Here is an 18,661-nt window from a genome sequence, read left to right on the forward strand (position 1 = left end):
ATGTTTAAAACCCTTCTCTGCGACTTTGCGGCTTTGCGAGAAAAAAAGAAATATTGCGTGAAACTAAAAATTAATCCATTATGAAATTAGCAATAGCATACCTTTCCCTTTTGATTTTTCCGTTGATGTGCGGCGGAAATCCGGATAATGCCGTTTATGAAACCGAAGTGACTGAAGAAGTTGCTGCACCAATGATGGACGAAAAAGCAAGTTCCGGCAATTTTGAAGCCCAAACCGAACAAAAAATAATCAAAGAAAGTAATCTTCGCTATGAAACGCAGGATTTAGATGCTACCTATCAACAAATTATTTCCTCTGCCAAGAAGAATAAAGCCTATGTGCAAAGCGACACAGAGGGAAAAGATTATAATTCACTCTACAGAACCATTACCGTTCGCATTCCGAATGCCAATTTTGATGCTTTCTTGGCTGATGTTGGAAAAGGCGTAGCTTATTTTGATAGAAAAGAAATTTCTGCCAAAGACGTTACTGCCGAATTTATTGACATTGAAGCTCGATTGAAAGCCAAGAAAACACTGGAAGAACGTTACTTACAATTATTAACCAAAGCCACCAAAGTTTCTGAAATATTAGAAATTGAAAAAGAATTATCTACCATTCGAGAAGAAATTGAAGCCAAAGAAGGACAATTAAAATACTTGCAAAATCGCGTTTCGTTGAGCACCGTGACCATCGAATTCTACAAAAAAGTAGCCGATGCAGACAATGCTACGGTTTCGTATGGCACCAAAATGTGGAACGCAGTGAAATCCGGCTGGAACGGAATTTCGAGTTTCTTTATCGGATTGCTTCATATTTGGCCTTTTATTCTTATTTTAGTGGCTGTAATTTTTTTCATCCGAAAAAAACTGAAAAAGAAAAATGTATAATACTATGTTTAAAAAATTCAAAAAACGCTATATCATTCCCATAATTTTAAGTGGATTTTTATTTGTTGGAAGTAGTTTCAGAGAAGATTTTTTTGAAATTGCCAAGCAAATAGAAATCTTCACTAATTTGTTTAAAACCGTGAACATGAACTATGTTGACGAGACAAATCCGGGTGAAATGATGGACAAAGCAATTAAAAGTATGTTGGCCGATTTAGATCCGTACACCAATTATTTTAACGAAGGTGATGTGGTTCGATTTAAAATCAACAACACGGGCGAATACACCGGAATTGGTGCGATGATTACTAGAAAAGACGGCAAAATCATAATTAAAGAACCATACAAAGGTTATCCGGCAGACAAAGCAGGTTTGAAAGCCGGCGATGAGATTTTTCAAATTGGCGATGTGAATTTGAAAGACTACAAAGAAGATGCTTCTGCTTTAATGCGAGGTTCAAAAAATGCTAAAGTTGAGGTTAAATTCATCCGTCAAGGAAAAACAGAAAATGCTACGATTGTGTTGGACGAAGTGGAGGTAAAAGCCGTTCCGTTTTATGGAAAAGTAGATGACAAAACCGGATATATCGTTCTTTCGCAATTTAACCGAAAAGCCTCATTTGAAACACAAGCTGCTTTGTTGGATTTAAAAACACAAGGAGCCGAAAAAATTATTTTAGACTTACGCGGAAATCCGGGTGGATTGCTCAACGAAGCTGTGAATATTTGCAATCTTTTTGTGCCAAAAGGCGAAGTGATTGTGACCACCAAATCAAAAATTGAAAAACACAACCAATCCTATAAAACCACTCGTGAACCCATTGATTTAGATATTCCGCTGATTGTTTTGGTCGACGGAAAAAGTGCTTCTGCCAGTGAAATTGTGGCGGGTGCTTTGCAAGATTTAGACCGTGCCGTTGTGGTGGGAAGTCGCAGTTTTGGCAAAGGTTTGGTGCAACGTCCGTTGGATTTGACGTATGGAACGCAAGTTAAAGTGACGATTTCTCGTTATTATACGCCCTCCGGAAGATGTATTCAGGCGTTGGATTATTCTAAAAAAGATGCCGATGGAAAAGCAATCAAAACCGATGCAAAAAACTTTAACGCCTTTAAAACCAAAAAAGGAAGAACTGTGTATGATGGTGGCGGAATTCAGCCCGATGTGGAACTGGCAGAAACAAAGTTGAGTTCTATTACGGAAGCTCTTCAACGGAATGATGCTATTTTTAATTATGCTACGGTTTATTTTTATAAAAATCCGAATTTAGGAACAAAGATTCCAACCATTTCCGATGCTGATTTTAATGAATTTAAAGCATTTTTGAAGAAAGAAAACTTCTCATTTGACACGGAGACAGAAAAGCAATTAAAAAAGACATTAGAAGCTGCTCAAGTTGAAAAAATAGATGAAAACATTAAAGCCGAATACCAAAATTTGATGACTGCATTGCGGAAAAGTGAAGATATTCAGTTGAATAAAAATCAATCGGAAATTAAAGAACTTTTGTTAGACGAATTAATCAAACGGTATCAATACAAAGAAGGACTTTATCAATACTATATTCAAAACAATTCTGAAGTTAAAAAGGCAACTTCCATTTTGGCAAACGCTTCCGAATACAATAAAATTCTTTTAAAATGATAAAAACGTGGGTTTTGGGCATTTTGTTACTGATGAGTTTTGGACTTTTTGCTCAGGAAGAAATTGTTCAATCCATTTATTTTGAAACAAACAAATCGGATGTTGAATCGAAATACGCAACCGAACTGGTTAATTTTATTCAAAAAACAGACAGCACAAGAGTTGAAAGTATTGAAATTTTTGGCTATTGTGATGATGTTGGAAAAGACGATTATAATCGAAAATTATCTACAGAAAGAGCCAATAAAGTAAAAGCCGAAATCACGAAAAGCGGTATCAAAAGCAAAATTATTGTGACTATAGAAGGAAAAGGTCGTATTTTGATTGATGATGATATTGTGGAGAATCTTCCTGAAGTTCGTTCCAAAAACCGTCGGGTGGATGTGGTTTTAAATATGAAACCTCAACCCGAAGAAGAGTTGAAGATTCCAGGAGTTTATACGATGTTTAACAAAGAAAACATTGTGGGCGACCGCATCATGCTTTCGGACATGATTTTTGAAAGAGGAAGTAGTAAACTCACGCTCAAAAGTAAAAACCAGCTCGACAAAATAGCCCGCATGCTATTGAAAAATAAAAATATCAATATAGAAGTGCAAGGTCATGTGTGCTGCACGCCTCCTAATCACAAAGAAGCGATCGACAAAGGAACTAAAAAACGAAAACTGTCGCACAACCGTGCAGAAGCAGTTTACAAATACCTCATCCTAAAAAAAGTACCTAAAACCAGAATGACTTTTAAAGGCTACGGAAACACAAAACCATTGGGCAAAAGTCCGGAATTGGATAGACGGGTGGAGTTGGTGATTACGAAGGTGTAGGTAGGGGTTTGATTTTGTTTTAAAAACGAAACAATAATCTTATAATCCATACTTGTTTTTTAAATCACTGTAAACATTCTCAGCATCGGTGTAATGTTTTTTATCTAAACCAACTTGGTCATCCAATTGCTTTTACAGCCTCTATTTGTGCATCATCTTGTGGATGAATGGTTATATTAAGATGTGCCATTTCTAATTTAATATAGTTATTACAAATATAAGAAATAAAATGAATGGTGGTGTTATTGAATACTATACAAACTATTTCCTCTTCATCTGAATGTGTGGAATATCATCCTCCAAATACACCTCACTCGTTTTTACAAACCCTAAATTTTCATAGAATTTTTGAAGGTATAATTGAGCAGAAATGGTAATGTTGGTTTCGTTTAATTCTGATTTTGTTGCTGCAATGGCTTCTTGCATCAAATCGTAGCCCCATCTTTTATCGCGGTAAATTTGCTTCACCACTACTCTGCCGATGGAAGCTTCTTCAAAATAATCGCCGGGTTTAAAAATGCGGACATAGGCCACGACTTGGTCTTCCCAAGTTCCGATAAGGTGAAGTGCTTTCTCATCTTTTCCGTCAATGTCTTGGTAAACGCAATTTTGCTCCACTACAAACACTTCGCTACGCAATTGCAGGATTAGATATAGTTCTGACAAAGAAAGTTCGTTAAATTGCTTTATTTTGAATTGTAGTTTCATTAAAAAATGTTTGTTCGACAGATTATATCATTTCTTTTACCACTAATTCACTAATAATTTGGGCGTTAAGCAATTCGTTATAATTCGAATTTTCATCAAAGATGAACTAATATAGCTTTGCCAGTTAGACTTTTATTTGTGAATTCGTGGCTAATTTACCAAGTTAATTTTGTTTAATATTAATAATCAATTCTATTAAACTTGGTTAAAACAGTTTCACAAGTTACTTCCTGCGAATTTAATGAAATTTGAAGATAATTTTCCAGAAAACGAAACTTATAAAAGCTTCACCGATTTGATGATAGATTCTAACTCGTGCATAATGTCACGTTTTGCCATGGAAGGATTATAGCAAAAACCTTCAATCACCAAATAACGATTATTTTTTTCGTCTCTGATGGCATAATTGATGAAAGGACCGGCCATAAAATCGTTTTTCAATTCCCATGTTCCTTTGGTTTCATAGGTTTTTTTACCATCCAGCATAATATTGAACAAATAAGGAGAATAGGCAGCTTCGGTAATCATGTAGGTGTTTGGAAGCGTTCCTTCAATATGTTTCTGTCCAATGGAATCACGCATTTGAATAATGTTGGCAATAGTATTTGTATCTTTTTGAATCGTATTTAACGGAACTTCATAGACCAACACACTGGCATTTCCGGAAGGAAGTTCTTTTCTAATCCAAAAGAATTTATCTTCTTCAATGATGTAACGATAAGCTGTTGGAAGTTTTAAACTCGCCTTAAAATTCTTTTTGATTCTTTTATCGTCAAGAAGCGATTTTGAAATTCTGCGTTGATTTTCGGCAATATCAGATTGCTTGAATTTAGCAATGATTTCTGGTGAATGTTTTTCTAATAAACTAACAATTTCTGCAACAGAACTGCCGGTAATGTGAGCTACATTTTGCGGTTTAGCAAACTCGTTTTCAACCAATTCAAAATCATTGTTTTCTTTTTTTAAAACAACCAAAATATTTCGGCTGTTGGTCATAAAACCTTCAAATAAATTGGGAGCGTATTGTTTGATGGTAAACAAGGGTTCTTCCTGTGGTAAACCATCTACCGGAGCGGCAAAAATGGTTCTAATGCTGTCACCTACTTCCCCATTCCAAAGTTGGTTTTCGATAATAACCGACAAATGATTGATTTTTCCGGAAGATTCTTTTAGAATATCTTCTCTATTTTCCTCTTTACAAGAAGTAAACAATGAGACAACAAACAGTAAAATAACAATTCTTTTCATGATGGTGTTTTCTGGTGAAATGAACCTTTTTTATCCGCTGATTTTAAGTTTCATTCCCGGTTTAATATTTTTACCACTAATACCGTTCCATTTTTTTAAATCCGAAACTGTTACGCCTTTAATTTTTTGGGATATGCTGAATAAGGAATCACCTTTTTGCACAATATATACTTTTTCAGATTTGTAAGGTGACTGTTTTTCAGGCTTTTTTGCTTTTACTTCTGCCACAACAACTTCTTCATCGGCAGGAAGCATAATTTTTAAAGTTGAACCTAATTTAATATTGTTATCTTCTAAATCATTCCATTCTTTCAATTCATCAATCGTTACACCATATTTTTTTGCTAATGAACTCAAATTTTCACCGCTTTGAACAATGTGATTTTCTGTTTTTTGCTTCACTAAAGCAGTTACAATTAATTTTGAACCAGACTGAATTGATTCTTCTTCCAGGTTATTCCATTCTTTTAATTCTTCACTCGTTACATCATATTTTTGGGCAATACTGAATAAACTTTCGCCTTTTTCAACAACGTGAAACTTTGCTGTTTCAACTGATTTTGCTTTTACTTTGATTGTATCGTTTGAAACAATTGCTTTGGATACAGGAGTTTCAACAACTTTTTTAGGAGCAACCGCTACTTGTTCTTCTACAACTATTTTTAACCTTTTACCAGGAACAATGTTGTTAGACTTTAAACCATTCCATCGCTTTAATTCTGTGACAGAAACACCATTTCTTTTGGCAATTAATCCTAAGGATTCGCCTCGTTTTACTTTGTGATATTTTGTATTAGAAATAACAGATGTTTCGGAAGAAGCAACCATTTCTTGTGCAGAAAATGGTTTTTCTCGTTTGTTAAAATCGTAATCGCAATACGCATAGATTTGATTTTCATTGGAAGTAAACACAGCTACTTTATCCAACGGCAAGCGAACAAAATGTTTTTTATCTGTTTGGTATGGAATAAAATCTCTTTTATACGATGGATTTAAAAACTGCAATTGTTCCACCGAAATATCTAACAATTCTGAAATTTGTTTGAACGACATTTTATTTTTAACCATAATGGTATCAGTCGCAAAATGATTTACAATTGGTTTATGTGGCACGATACCGTGTTCTTTATGGTATTCAAACACATACATTGTTGCCAAAAAAGCAGGAACATAGCCTTGCGTTTCTTTTGGCAAATACGGCCTGATGTTCCAATAATTTTGTTTCCCTCCAGAACGACGGATTGCTTTACTCACATTTCCGGGTCCGGCATTATAAGAAGCTAAAACCAAATCCCAATCACCAAAGATTTTATACATGTTTACCATGTATTGACAAGCGGCATCAGTTGCTTTCAGCATATCGCTGCGTTCGTCTGTATATGTGGTGATGTCTAAGTTGTATTGTTTTCCTGTTCCGTACATGAATTGCCACAAACCGGTTGCTCCCATTCTTGAAACGGCTCTTGGATTTAAAGCAGACTCAACAACAGCTAGGTATTTAATCTCTAACGGAACATTATATTTTGCCAATGCTTCTTCAAAAATTGGGAAATAATATTGCGATAAAGCCATCAAACGTTCATACGATCTCTTTCTATTTTTGAGATAGTGTTTGATGATATTTTCTAAACCGGGATTGTATTCAATATGAAAAGCAGATTTTGCATCTAGTGCTTTTAATCGCTCTTTCAATAATTCGGTTGATAAATCAAAATCAACTTTTTCGTCAATATTTGTGTTTTCGATGTCCGCAATCATTTCGCTGTACAAATCCTGATTGCTCAATTCGGTCATCCAACGTTCCTCAACACAAGCAGCAATGTCGTGTTTTTGAAAGGTTGATTTAATAGAATCTAAATAGGATAATTTTGGTTCTACAGACACATTTACATCCGCAAGTGTTGATTCTTGGGCATAAAAAGTAGTCGCAGAAAATAGAACAACGAGGAGTGTGGTATTTCGTAAATTCATTCTTTCTATGTTAATGTTTTATTTGTCAATAGGTTAAGCGTACTTGCAAACATAATTAAGTTAAACGTTATAAATTGTTTATTTATTGTTAAAAAACTTTTTTTTAACTTAAAATAGCTGCAATGCCTGGTAATGTTCGTCCTTCAAGCATCTCTAACATCGCTCCTCCACCGGTAGAAACATAGCTCATTTTTGGCTCTAACCCGAATTGTTTTACGGCTGCTACAGAATCTCCTCCTCCAACTAGTGAAAAAGCTCCGTTTGCAGTTGCCTCGGCAATATAATTTCCTAGTGTGATGGTTCCTTTGGCAAATGTTTCCATTTCAAAAACACCAAGCGGACCGTTCCATAAAATTGTTTTGGAATTCATGATTACCTCTTTGAAATTTTCTAACGATTTTGGTCCGGCATCCAAACCTTGCCATCCGTCAGGAATTTCGCGAACGTCAACAATTTTGGTATTGGCATCGTTTGAAAAAGCATCGGCAGCCACTACATCAACAGGAATGTGAATGTGTACGTTTTTTTCTTTCGCTAAATGCAAAATATCTAATGCCATTTGCATTTTATCGTCTTCGCAGATTGAATCGCCTACTTTTCCGCCCAAGGCTTTCACGAAAGTAAATGTCATTCCTCCACCAATAATCATGTGATCTACTTTGTCTAAAATATTTTCAATTACAGTGATTTTTGACGAAACTTTTGATCCGCCCAAAATGGCAGTAACCGGTTTTTCACTATCTTTTAAAACTTTGTTTAAACTTTCAATTTCTTTGGCCAATAAGGTTCCGAAACATTTATCATTTGGAAAAAATTGAGCAATGATAGTTGTTGAAGCGTGTGCTCGGTGGGCTGTTCCAAATGCATCATTTACATAAATATCGCCTAATGAGGCTAATTTTTTTGAAAAATCAACGTCTCCGGCCTCTTCTTCTTTATAAAAACGAAGATTTTCTAATAATAAAACTTCGCCTGGTTTTAAATCGGCTGCGGCTTTTTCGGCAACACTTCCAATGCAGTCAGAGGCAAATTTCACTTTAACTCCAAGAACTTCTTCTGTTTTTGAAACGATGTGTTTGAGCGAATATTTTTCTTCAACACCTTTTGGTCTTCCTAAATGTGACATTAAGATAACGCTTCCCCCGTCGGCTAAAACTTTATCGATGGTTGGTTTTGCTCCTTCAATTCGATTGACATCGGTTACATTAAAATCTTCATCTAACGGAACATTAAAATCAACACGAATTAATGCTTTTTTATTTTTAAAATTGAAGTCGAACAACGTTTTCATGGTTAATGTTTTTTTAATTTTTTAATAGTAACGACAAATATAAAATTTTAGAATTTAAAATGGATTGATAATAATCATGTTTACGATTATTTGTTCATATTTACAACTAAAATCCACATTTCTTCGGTGTATAAATTATTTAATTTATTCTCAATTAGTTTATCTGCTTCTTCTCTGGAAGTTACATATCCCAAATAAACATACATGTAATTATTGGTTGGGTTTACAAAATAATTTGGATTAAGTCCATTATCTCTCAAGACTTTCATAAACCGTGCTGCATTCATTCTTTCATTAAAAACATTAACAACCAAATAATATCCTTTTGGCGAATCGATATCGTTTAAAATCTCTACTTCTACTGGTTTGTTTTCTTTAGGTGTTTCTGTTTTAACTGCTTCAGGAGCAACAACAACCGGTTTTGATTCTGGTTTAACTTCGGCTGTTTTAGTAACTTTGGCAACATCCGGCTTTATTGAAGTTTTTGGTTCTTCTGTTTTGACAACAATTTCTTCTGTTTTGGAAGTTAATGGTTTTGAAGCATCTTTTTTAGTATCTGATTTTGAAGCTACTACCGGTTTTGTCTCTTCTTTTGCTTCTTTAACTTTTGTTTTCTCTTCTTCAACAATTGGTTTTGACGCAACCACAGGTTTTGTTTCTTTTTCTTGAGTAATTTTTTCGTTTCGTTCAGCAATTGGTTTTGTGTTTTCCTTGGAATCTTGAGCTAAACCATCTATTGCTTTTTGAGCTAATGTAGCAGACAGAGAATCTTCTGCCGTTTGACCTTGAACTATTTCTTCATTTGTTGTTTTATCAACTACTTTGAACTTACTGTCTTCATAAACCAATTTAGTATTATCTTCTTGCGTTTCTACCGCTGGTTTTGTTTCAATGGCCATTGCACTAAAAAAAAGATAAAAAACATCTCCAGAAGATTTGAACCGCACAGTTGCTTCATCCAAATTATTACCAATAAAACGGTTATTGTAGTTTGATAAAGTGGTTAAAAACGAGTCGTAACCCAAGGTGTTTTTGCTATCGGGAATGCGGTATTTAAAATGTTCATCTTCAATGGTAATTGAACTATCAAAAAAATTGCTGTAACGTCGAGTTACGGTTTTAACATTTGTAAAATCTTTGTTTTTAGTTGATCCAAACATGAATAAATCGCCATCAACTTTAAAATCTCCTTCTAAGGCTGCACCAGCTAATTTTACTTGAACATTTCCTTGTGGTTGGGTTTTGAAACCTTTGAAAATCACATTGACACTTTCACTTGATGCACCAGCAAAACCATCATGTGAAACAATGAATTTTTCGCTCATTGATGCATCTTCATACACAAAAATCATTGTCCAACCCGCAGCAGAACCACCTATAAGCGTTCCTTGCGTGGCACGAATGTTTGCAACACTATAAAATCCGAATGGGTTTTCGAGTGCTTTAACTTGTTCTGTTATATTAGCATAAACGGCATACGGTGCGGCATCTTTAAATTCTTTTTGCTTTAAACCATCAAAAATAATTTCACCTTTAATTGCTGTATATTCTTTTTGTGTTGGAAACTTCACTAAAACTTCCTCAAAAGGTTCTCTAGTGTTATCAAAAGCCACAAATTTATCTTCTCCTTTTTTATAGCCACTTTCATATTTGTACGTCGCTGACCAATATAATCCGGCATAAACAATTTTTTTGGAGGCTTCATCTTTTTGAAATAATGCAGCACTACTCGATGAAAAAGTTTGTTTATCGGTATCAATATCAATGTATTCCATGTCAACTTCATCGTTAGTGATAGCATCAATACTTTGATCGTTGTAAGGGTCGTTTGGAGAATTTTTTTTATCAATTCTGTTCAAAATAGAATTGGCAATAATAGTCATGTCACCTTTTATATTCGCTTTGTATCGCTCTTTAAAAGGGACGGCCATTTGAGCATGGCATAAATTGACAGATATAAAAAACAGTAAAAAAAATAAATTTTTATATCTTATTCGGTTCGTAAATTTACTCATATTGCAAGGAGCAATTTTAGATTTGGGACTACTAATTTGGGCTCAAAGGTACTAAAGACCAACGACAAAAAGCATATTTTACCGATTAAAGTGCCAAAAATGGTTTCTTTTTTCATACAATCATACTAATTTAACTCGATTTTGTTAAAATTTGAAATTCAACATCAAAAAAACAAACTCGTTTATTGGCAAAAAAAATCATTTATATTTGCTTTATGCAATTTACTCAAATATTAGGCCAAGACCATATAAAAAATCATTTAACCCGAAGTGTTCAGTTGGGAAGGATTCCGCATGCACAGCTTTTTGTTGGTCCCGAAGGTTCTGGAACATTGGCTATGGCGATTGCTTATGCTCAATATCTTTTGTGCAGCAATACCGGAAATGAAAATTCAGGCGGAAACGAAGCTTGTAATCTTAAATTTCAACATTTTGCACATCCGGATTTGCATTTTATTTACCCAACCGTTACTACAGATGATGTTAAAACCAAACCCAAAAGCATTGATTTTATTCAGGATTGGCGAAGTTTTTTAAATGAAAATGTATACGGTGGTTTATTTGATTGGTTTAAGATTTTGGGTGTTGAAAATAAACAAGGTGAAATTCGTGTGGATGATGCTCAGGAAATTGTGAAAACACTTTCTCTTAAATCCTACGAAGGCGGTTATAAAGTGATGATCATTTGGATGGCCGACAAAATGAACATTGCTGCTTCGAATAAACTTTTGAAAATTTTAGAAGAACCCACCGACAGAACCGTTTTTATCTTAATTACCGAAAAAGAAGAAGATTTGATTCAAACCATTCGTTCACGTTGCCAAGTGTTGGATTTTAACGGACTTCCGGAAAGTGTGATTGCCAATGCTTTGATAGAGAAACTAGAACTTGACCCAAAAGCAGCCACAAAAATTGCTCACCAAGCACAAGGAAATTATAACAAAGCCTTAAAATTGCTTAGTGATGACAACGAAGATTTACCGTTTGAACAATGGTTTGTACTTTGGGTTCGTGCCGCCTTTAAAGCCAAAGGAAACGCCGCCGCTATTCACGAATTAATTACTTGGAGCGAAGAAATTGCCAAATTGGGTCGTGAAACGCAAAAGAAATTTTTATCGTTTTGTATTGAAATGTTCCGTCAGGCGTTGTTGTTGAATTATCAAGCGACATCGTTGGTTTATTTAGAACCGAAAGTGGAAAAATTTAAATTAGAAAATTTTGCTCCGTTTGTAAATGGAAATAATATCTTGGATATTTATAAAGAACTCAACGATGCCATGTATCACATTGAACGCAATGGCAATGCGAAGATTATTTTAACCGATTTATCAATTAAATTGACTCGTTTAATTCATAAAAAATAAACGCATGAACAATCCCGCCTCTTTTCTGATCTTGTTACTTTTGACCGTTACTTTTTTGCAATCCGGCTATGATAAATTGTTTTATTGGAAAGACAATTTGGCTTGGTTAAAAGAACATTTTTCTAAAACTGTTATTAGAAATATGGTTCCGCAAGCCTTGGCTTTTATATTGCTTTTGGAATTAGTAACTGTAATTTTAGCCATTGCCGGTATGATTCAAATGCTTTATAACGGCAACCGCGAATATGGTTTTTATGCCGCCATAATGAGTTGTGTAACCTTACTTTTTTTACTTTTTGGACAACGTTTAGCCAAAGATTATGATGGAGCAAGAACAATTGTGATTTACTTTATTCCTGCTGTTTTGGCGGTGTATTGGTTGAATTAATAGATTTAAAAAGTTAAATCAAATTATAAACTCGCTTTAAACAACCGTAATTCTCCCCAAGTAAACTTCTCGCCGACTTGTTCTTTTAATGCGTTTAATGATTCTTCGTTGTATCCTTCAAATGCGGCGGCTAATTCATTTATTTTGTCTTCCGGCAACACATCGGTTATCGAGATGGTTTTGGCTTCAATTAGCTTGGCTAAATGGCCTTGAATTGTTTGTGGCGTTAAAACTCTGATTTTTGCAATTTCTTGAATGGAATTGTTTTGTTGCCAAAGTTCATACGTTTCTTGAACGGTTGACTTCTTCGGTTCTTTGTTTTTTTTCTTTTTTGGAAGGTATTGATACGGATCAAAATCAGCTTCTTCCTCTTCTTCGATTAATGTGCTTTGAATGGATTTATAATGTTCAACAACGTTTTCAACCAGAATACTTCGGTAGTTTTGAATTTCGTTGGAAGTTAAATTCTCCTTGTTAATTTCTTTCCCCTCCGATAAAACATCCACCATTTTAATGGCTTTAAACAATTGAAGAACCGTTTTTAATGTGCCTTCTTCTAATTCATTCAACTCGTTATAGAATTCCTTGACTCTTTTTTTACGTTTGATTTCTTCCATTTTCAAAAGCAAATCAAACATAATTTCATTCAATTTTGGAAGAAAATAATCTTTAGCCGCTTTGACCCTTTCAGCAATAAAAGGAATATTGACATCATCAGCGTGAAAAAGTTTGTCTAATTGCAATCGGAATTTTCTAGCGGGTTCTTCTAATAACGCAATTTTTCCTTCTTGAATTTCTGCCCAATTTTGATGTTTCGATTTCTCTGATTTTTCAGCATCGGTATTGTAACTATAACGATGATTTCGCCATTGTTGAGCAATCGCTTCCCAATCAAAACTGTTCTTAATATATTGAAGAATAAACCGTTGCGTTTCTTTTTGTAATGCATTCACGATCGTTTCTTCATCTGCTTTATTTTCAGCATATTGCATTACTTCTTGGTCGTTGGAAATGCCATTCATTTGAATCGGTTTCAACAAAACCAAACCTTCCAGCGATCGCAATCGCGACAATGCAACATACGCTTGTCCGGGTAAAAAGACTTGAGAAACATCCAAAACAGCTTTATCAAACGTTAATCCCTGACTTTTATGAACCGTTATTGCCCAAGCCAATTTTATCGGATAATGAACAAATGTTCCGAGTGTTTCTTCATCAATTTCTTTCGTATTTTCGTTAACGGAATAACGGATGTTTTTCCACTCGTATTTTTCAACTTCGATGGTTTTATTTTCTTCCGGAAAGTGAACAATTATTTCAGCTTCGGATAATGATTTTATGAAACCCATTTTCCCATTAAAATAATTTTTATCCGGCGACAAATCATTCTTAATAAACATAATTTGAGCACCCACTTTCAACTGAAGAATTTCTTCTACGGGATAAATTTTTTCCGGAAAATCGCCTTCAACTTCGGGTTTATATCGATAACACTTTCCTTCTAATTCTTCTAATGATTCGGCATTAATCGAATCGGCTTTGGCATTATGTGTTGTTAATGTGATGTAACCTTTATTGGCTTTGATGTCGAAGTTTGGTTTTACAAAATCATTCAAAACCACCATATCGTGCTGTGTAATTGTATTGTTTCGAAGGTTATTTAAAACGGATATAAACCGTTCATCTGTTTGACGAAAAATCTTAGATAATTCAATATACAACGGCGGTCTTTCCTGAATAACTTTTGCATTAAAAAAGAAAATCCCACGATAATATTTTCGTAAAACTTGCCATTCATCATTTTTTACAACGGGTGGCAATTGCAGTAAATCACCAATAAAAAGTACTTGCACTCCGCCAAAAGGAATGTCTCTTCGACGAACTTTTCGTAACATAAAATCGATAGCATCTAATAAATCCGCTCTAAGCATACTGACTTCGTCAATAATGAGCAATTCCATATTGAGCATCACGGCTTTCTTTTGGCCGCTCATGCGAAAATGCTTAACTAAGGTGTTTTTGGTTTCAAATTTCTGGTATTCAGAAATGCTGGAACCGGCAATATATTCCGGAATAAAACCCCCAAACGGCAGTTGAAACATCGAATGAATTGTTACTCCACCCGCATTCAATGCAGCGATTCCTGTGGGAGCAACCACAACCGTGTTTTTATGAGTAGTTTGAATGATTTTTCGCAACAATGTAGTTTTTCCTGTTCCGGCTTTCCCGGTGAGAAAAATGGAGCGTTGCGTTTGATTGATAAATTGCAAGACTTGGCGTGCATCTTTTGTAATTTCCATGTGGCGTTGAGTTTAAAGGTGGAAATTTACAAATTTTTGAATAATTGAAAAAGCCATAGTCTAAATTTTGTTGAAATTTGTTTGGTAAAAGTATAAATAACTAATAATGGCTGTCTCTTTGAAAAAATTGAATTTCACAAATTTAAAGAGATTTAAATAAATCTGTTTAAAAAGATAGCCACGAATTTCACTAATTTACACAAATTAATTCGTGTAAATTAGTGAAATTCGTGGCCAAAATGAATAGCAATTAGTGTACAGCTCTATCTCAAAACAAGAGACTTGAATAGCAATAAATTGATTGCTTATTTTTTAGTAGAATCTACTTTTGCATCTGCTTTTTCGTCTTTTTTATCATCCGAAGAAGTTGATTTGTATTTATCATTCAATAATTTAATTACATCATTTGTGATATCATATTCATCTTTTGCATACAAAACAGTTGCAGCATCACCAGTTCCGTAGATGTAATTGTATCCTTTTTCTTTACCGTAGTCTTTGATGAATTTTTTCACATCTTTTACTAAGCTGTCCATTTCTTTACCGCTTTCTTCTTGTAATTGACGCATAATTGCTTGTTGAGCATACGATAACTCTTGTTCTTTTTGTTGCAACTCAGCTCCTTTTTGTTGAGCCCATTGCGGACCATAGGTTTGAGCATTTTTTTGAAAAGCAGCTGCTTCAGTTCTAAAACGAGCAACTTCTGCTTCAAGTTGCTTACCCATTTCTTCGCCTTTTGATTTATATTTTTCCTCGATATCTTTTGCTTCTGTGTATTCATCCAAAAGTTTTGAAGTATCTACATAAGCTGTTTTGAAATCTTTTTGATCGGCTGCTTTTTCACACGATGCCATGGCCAAAAGTAAGCCGAAAACTAAAATTGATTTTTTCATTATGATTGTCTGATTTATAAAATTTTGGTAAAAGTAGTAATTCCAATTTAATTGGCAAATTTGATTTACATTTTCAAAAATTACGAAGTATAAGAAAATGTAATTGTATTTAAGCGGTTTATAGTTTTAATTTATTTGGTTTTGATTCATTAGATTCGCTTAAATCAATTAATAGAATTAAATAGACAAAAGAGCTGTTCGTTAATGAAACACTTCGATAATGAGCCTTAAAATGATTTTTTAGCTGTTTTTGAAGATATAAATGTGTGAAGAATACTCTAAACTCTTTCTTCCTTTTAAATTTGATTGTAAACCAATCCAAAATGCTTTAAACGGATTCATATTACCGGTTTTGTATTTTTCAGATAGTAAACTCACATAAAAACTATCGAACCACATAGGTTGAACTTTTTTTAGTTTTAAATTTTCTTGAGCAAAAAGTTTTTCCATTGCTGTTTTAGAGAAATGCCAAAGATGTCTTGGCACATCATAAGCCGCCCAAAATTTTCCGTAATGATTTGCATCATACGATTTGAAATTGGGAACAGCAATAAAAATTACGCCATCCGGTTTTAGTAATCTTTTCAGTTCTTTAATTTGAAATTCCAAATCCGGAACGTGTTCTAAAACGTGCCACATTGTTATAACATCAAAAAAATGATCTTCTAATTCAGGATACGTATCGATTATGCAAATTCCTTTTTGTTTTGCAAGAGCTTTTGCTTTATCGCTTGGCTCCATTCCTACCGCCTTCCAATTTTGTTGTTTGGCTTCCGCTAAAAAATCTCCTGTACCGGAACCGATATCTAAAACACTTCCTTTTTCAACACTCCAATATTCTATCAAACTTACTTTGTCGCGAATTGCTTTTCGTTTTATAAAATGATAGACTTTTTCAAACAAAGATCGTTTGTTATCTGTATGTGAAATGTAATCTTCGCTTTCGTAATAATTCGGTAAATCCGATAATGCAGGTTGCGGATACGTTTTTAGTAATTGAAGATTTTCATCCATCAACAATTCAAATTGTTCTCCCGAAACGGAATAATCTTTTACTTTAATATACGGTTCTTTTGTAAAATTCATTTTAATTAATAAAGTGTTTTTTTCTTACGGAACACTTTGTGTTTGTTGGGTTTTTCAAAATAGTTTCACGTGGAACAATTGAAATTAATGGTACGAACTGATCACTTCAATCTGCCAACTGATTACTTCCTATCTTCCCATATAAATTAATAAAATAGAAATATCACTCGGATTCACACCACTGATTCTAGATGCTTGCGAAACAGTGACAGGACGAATCTTTTTGAATTTTTCCCTTGCTTCATACGACAACGATTTGATTTTATCGAAATCATAATTCTCAGGAATTTTGACGTCTTCCAAACGTTTTAGCTTATCTGCGTTGTTGCGTTCTTTTTCAATATAACCATTATATTTCACTTGAATTTCTGCTTGTTCAACTGTTTCTTCATCCAAGTTATTAACGGCGATATATTCTTTTACTTTATCAAATAAAACAATGTCTTCCAAATCTATTTGCGGACGAGAAAACACTTTATACATCTTATCTGATTGAACCATTGGAGAGCTTCCTTTTATTTCCAAAACAGGATTTGCTTCTTCAGGTGAAATACTTGTTTCTCTGAAAAAAGAGACCATTTTTTCTGCTTCATTAAACTTTTGATTCATTCGAATTAAACGTTCTTCTGAAGCTAATCCTAACTCAAATCCTTTAGGAGTTAACCGTTCATCGGCATTATCTTGTCGCAATAACGTTCTGTATTCTGCTCTTGACGTAAACATTCGATACGGTTCTTCTGTACCTTTTGTAATTAAATCATCAATTAAAACGCCGATATAAGCATCATCTCTTTTCAAAACAAAAGGGTCACGTTCTTGCACTTTAAGAGCAGCGTTGATTCCTGCCATTAAGCCTTGTGAAGCGGCTTCTTCATAACCCGTTGTTCCGTTAATTTGACCGGCAAAAAACAAGCCTTCAACCAACTTGGTTTCTAACGTATGTTTTAACTGGGTTGGCGGGAAATAGTCATACTCAATAGCATATCCTGGACGGAAAAATTTCACTTTTTCAAATCCTTCTACTGAACGTAAGGCTTTAAATTGAACTTCTTCCGGTAAGGATGTGGAAAAGCCATTTACATATACTTCAACCGTATTCCAACCTTCCGGTTCAACAAACAATTGGTGTCTGTCTTTATCTGCAAAACGATTAATTTTATCTTCAATGGATGGACAATAACGCGGACCTGTACTTTGAATTCTACCATTAAACATTGGCGAACGATCAAAACCTTCACGTAATAGATTATGAACCGTTTCAGAGGTGTACGTCATCCAACACGATTTCTGATGAATTAATGGTTTGGAAGAATCTAAAAAAGAGAATTTATGCGGTTTATCATCCCCTTTTTCCTCTCTCATTTTGGTATAATCCAACGAACGGCCGTCTACTCGTGGTGGCGTACCGGTTTTCATTCGACCTGATTCAAATCCGAGTTTGACTAAATCTTCGGTAATGCCGTAGGCCGCACTTTCGCCTGCTCTTCCTCCTCCGAATTGTTTTTCACCAATGTGAATTAATCCGTTAAGGAAAGTTCCATTCGTCAAAACAACTGTTTTGGCTTTGATTTCAATGCCTAGAGAAGTTTTAATTCCCTTGATAACATTGTTTTCGATAATTAAACCAGCAACCATTTCTTGATAGAAATCAACATTCTGAGTATTTTCTAACATCAATCTCCATTCTTCTGCAAACCGCATTCTGTCACTTTGAACTCTTGGTGACCACATAGCCGGACCTTTGGACTTGTTAAGCATTTTAAACTGAATAGCTGTCTTATCCGAAACAATTCCGGAATAGCCACCCAATGCATCAATCTCACGCACAATTTGCCCTTTTGCAATTCCGCCCATAGCGGGATTACAAGACATTTGCCCGATAGTTTGCAGGTTCATTGTCACTAACAACGTTGAACAACCCATATTGGCCGCCGCCGCCGCCGCTTCAGAACCTGCGTGGCCAGCACCAACCACAATTACATCATATTTATCTTGAAACATAGTTTTATTGCATTGTTCCACGTGAAACATTTCACGGAAACTT

General features: G+C 34.6%; 14 protein-coding genes. 5 read left to right on the plus strand and 9 right to left on the minus strand.

Features of this window, described 5'->3' with window-relative positions; genetic code table 11:
* Positions 1-80 precede the first annotated feature (80 nt).
* Genes AC23MC_RS11570 through AC23MC_RS11580 form a run of 3 tightly spaced genes read left to right on the plus strand, consistent with a single transcriptional unit; the run spans position 81 to position 3,353 of the window.
* Positions 81-890 (plus strand): DUF4349 domain-containing protein, encoded by an 810-nt coding sequence (locus AC23MC_RS11570; protein ID WP_487568514.1) that lies wholly within the window; start codon positions 81-83, stop codon positions 888-890.
* Between the two features lie 4 nt (positions 891-894).
* Positions 895-2,532 (plus strand): S41 family peptidase, encoded by a 1,638-nt coding sequence (locus tag AC23MC_RS11575; RefSeq protein WP_487568515.1) that lies wholly within the window; start codon positions 895-897, stop codon positions 2,530-2,532.
* Entirely contained in the window at positions 2,529-3,353 is an 825-nt protein-coding gene (locus AC23MC_RS11580; protein ID WP_487568516.1) for an OmpA family protein, read from the plus strand. Before AC23MC_RS11575 ends, AC23MC_RS11580 begins: the two co-directional genes overlap by 4 nt.
* Before the next feature lie 261 nt (positions 3,354-3,614).
* On the opposite strand, the gene AC23MC_RS11585 is transcribed toward AC23MC_RS11580, so the two are convergent.
* The 5 genes from AC23MC_RS11585 to AC23MC_RS11605 all read right to left on the minus strand — a co-directional run bounded on the left by AC23MC_RS11585 (position 3,615) and on the right by AC23MC_RS11605 (position 10,586).
* Complete coding sequence (locus AC23MC_RS11585; RefSeq protein ID WP_487568517.1) at positions 3,615-4,061, minus strand: GNAT family N-acetyltransferase; 447 nt, start codon at positions 4,059-4,061, stop codon at positions 3,615-3,617.
* Between the two features lie 276 nt (positions 4,062-4,337).
* Positions 4,338-5,309: a DUF4837 family protein gene (locus tag AC23MC_RS11590; RefSeq protein ID WP_487568518.1), complete on the minus strand. Its 972-nt coding sequence runs from the start codon at positions 5,307-5,309 to the stop codon at positions 4,338-4,340.
* Positions 5,310-5,339: 30 nt separating this feature from the next.
* Positions 5,340-7,280 carry a LysM peptidoglycan-binding domain-containing protein gene (locus tag AC23MC_RS11595; RefSeq protein ID WP_487568519.1) on the minus strand — a complete coding sequence of 647 codons (1,941 nt, stop codon included), beginning with the start codon at positions 7,278-7,280 and terminating at the stop codon, positions 5,340-5,342.
* 103 nt (positions 7,281-7,383) lie between these two features.
* The gene (locus AC23MC_RS11600; protein ID WP_487568520.1) at positions 7,384-8,571 is read right to left on the minus strand and encodes a phosphoglycerate kinase; all 1,188 of its coding nucleotides are present in this window, start codon (positions 8,569-8,571) and stop codon (positions 7,384-7,386) included.
* Between the two features lie 86 nt (positions 8,572-8,657).
* Positions 8,658-10,586 (minus strand): SPOR domain-containing protein, encoded by a 1,929-nt coding sequence (locus AC23MC_RS11605; RefSeq protein WP_487568521.1) that lies wholly within the window; start codon positions 10,584-10,586, stop codon positions 8,658-8,660.
* A 215-nt stretch (positions 10,587-10,801) separates the two neighbouring features.
* Here AC23MC_RS11605 and AC23MC_RS11610 point away from each other — a divergent pair, with 215 nt between their 5' ends.
* Positions 10,802-11,950, plus strand: a complete 1,149-nt coding sequence (locus AC23MC_RS11610) for a DNA polymerase III subunit (protein WP_487568522.1) — start codon at positions 10,802-10,804, stop codon at positions 11,948-11,950.
* A 4-nt stretch (positions 11,951-11,954) separates the two neighbouring features.
* Positions 11,955-12,338, plus strand: a complete 384-nt coding sequence (locus AC23MC_RS11615) for a DoxX family protein (protein WP_487568523.1) — start codon at positions 11,955-11,957, stop codon at positions 12,336-12,338.
* 23 nt (positions 12,339-12,361) lie between these two features.
* Here AC23MC_RS11615 and AC23MC_RS11620 read toward each other — a convergent pair whose 3' ends face one another.
* From AC23MC_RS11620 to mnmG, 4 genes are all read right to left on the minus strand, one after another.
* On the minus strand, positions 12,362-14,638 hold the full coding sequence (locus tag AC23MC_RS11620) for a helix-turn-helix domain-containing protein (RefSeq protein ID WP_487568524.1): 2,277 nt from the start codon (positions 14,636-14,638) through the stop codon (positions 12,362-12,364).
* A gap of 305 nt (positions 14,639-14,943) precedes the next feature.
* Complete coding sequence (locus AC23MC_RS11625) at positions 14,944-15,531, minus strand: OmpH/Skp family outer membrane protein (protein ID WP_487568525.1); 588 nt, start codon at positions 15,529-15,531, stop codon at positions 14,944-14,946.
* Between the two features lie 240 nt (positions 15,532-15,771).
* Positions 15,772-16,617 carry a class I SAM-dependent methyltransferase gene (locus AC23MC_RS11630; protein WP_487568526.1) on the minus strand — a complete coding sequence of 282 codons (846 nt, stop codon included), beginning with the start codon at positions 16,615-16,617 and terminating at the stop codon, positions 15,772-15,774.
* Between the two features lie 129 nt (positions 16,618-16,746).
* Entirely contained in the window at positions 16,747-18,618 is a 1,872-nt protein-coding gene (gene mnmG, locus AC23MC_RS11635; RefSeq protein WP_487568527.1) for a tRNA uridine-5-carboxymethylaminomethyl(34) synthesis enzyme MnmG, read from the minus strand.
* Between the last annotated feature and the right edge of the window lie 43 nt (positions 18,619-18,661).

The organism is Flavobacterium sp. T50_26 (genome assembly GCF_057652995.1).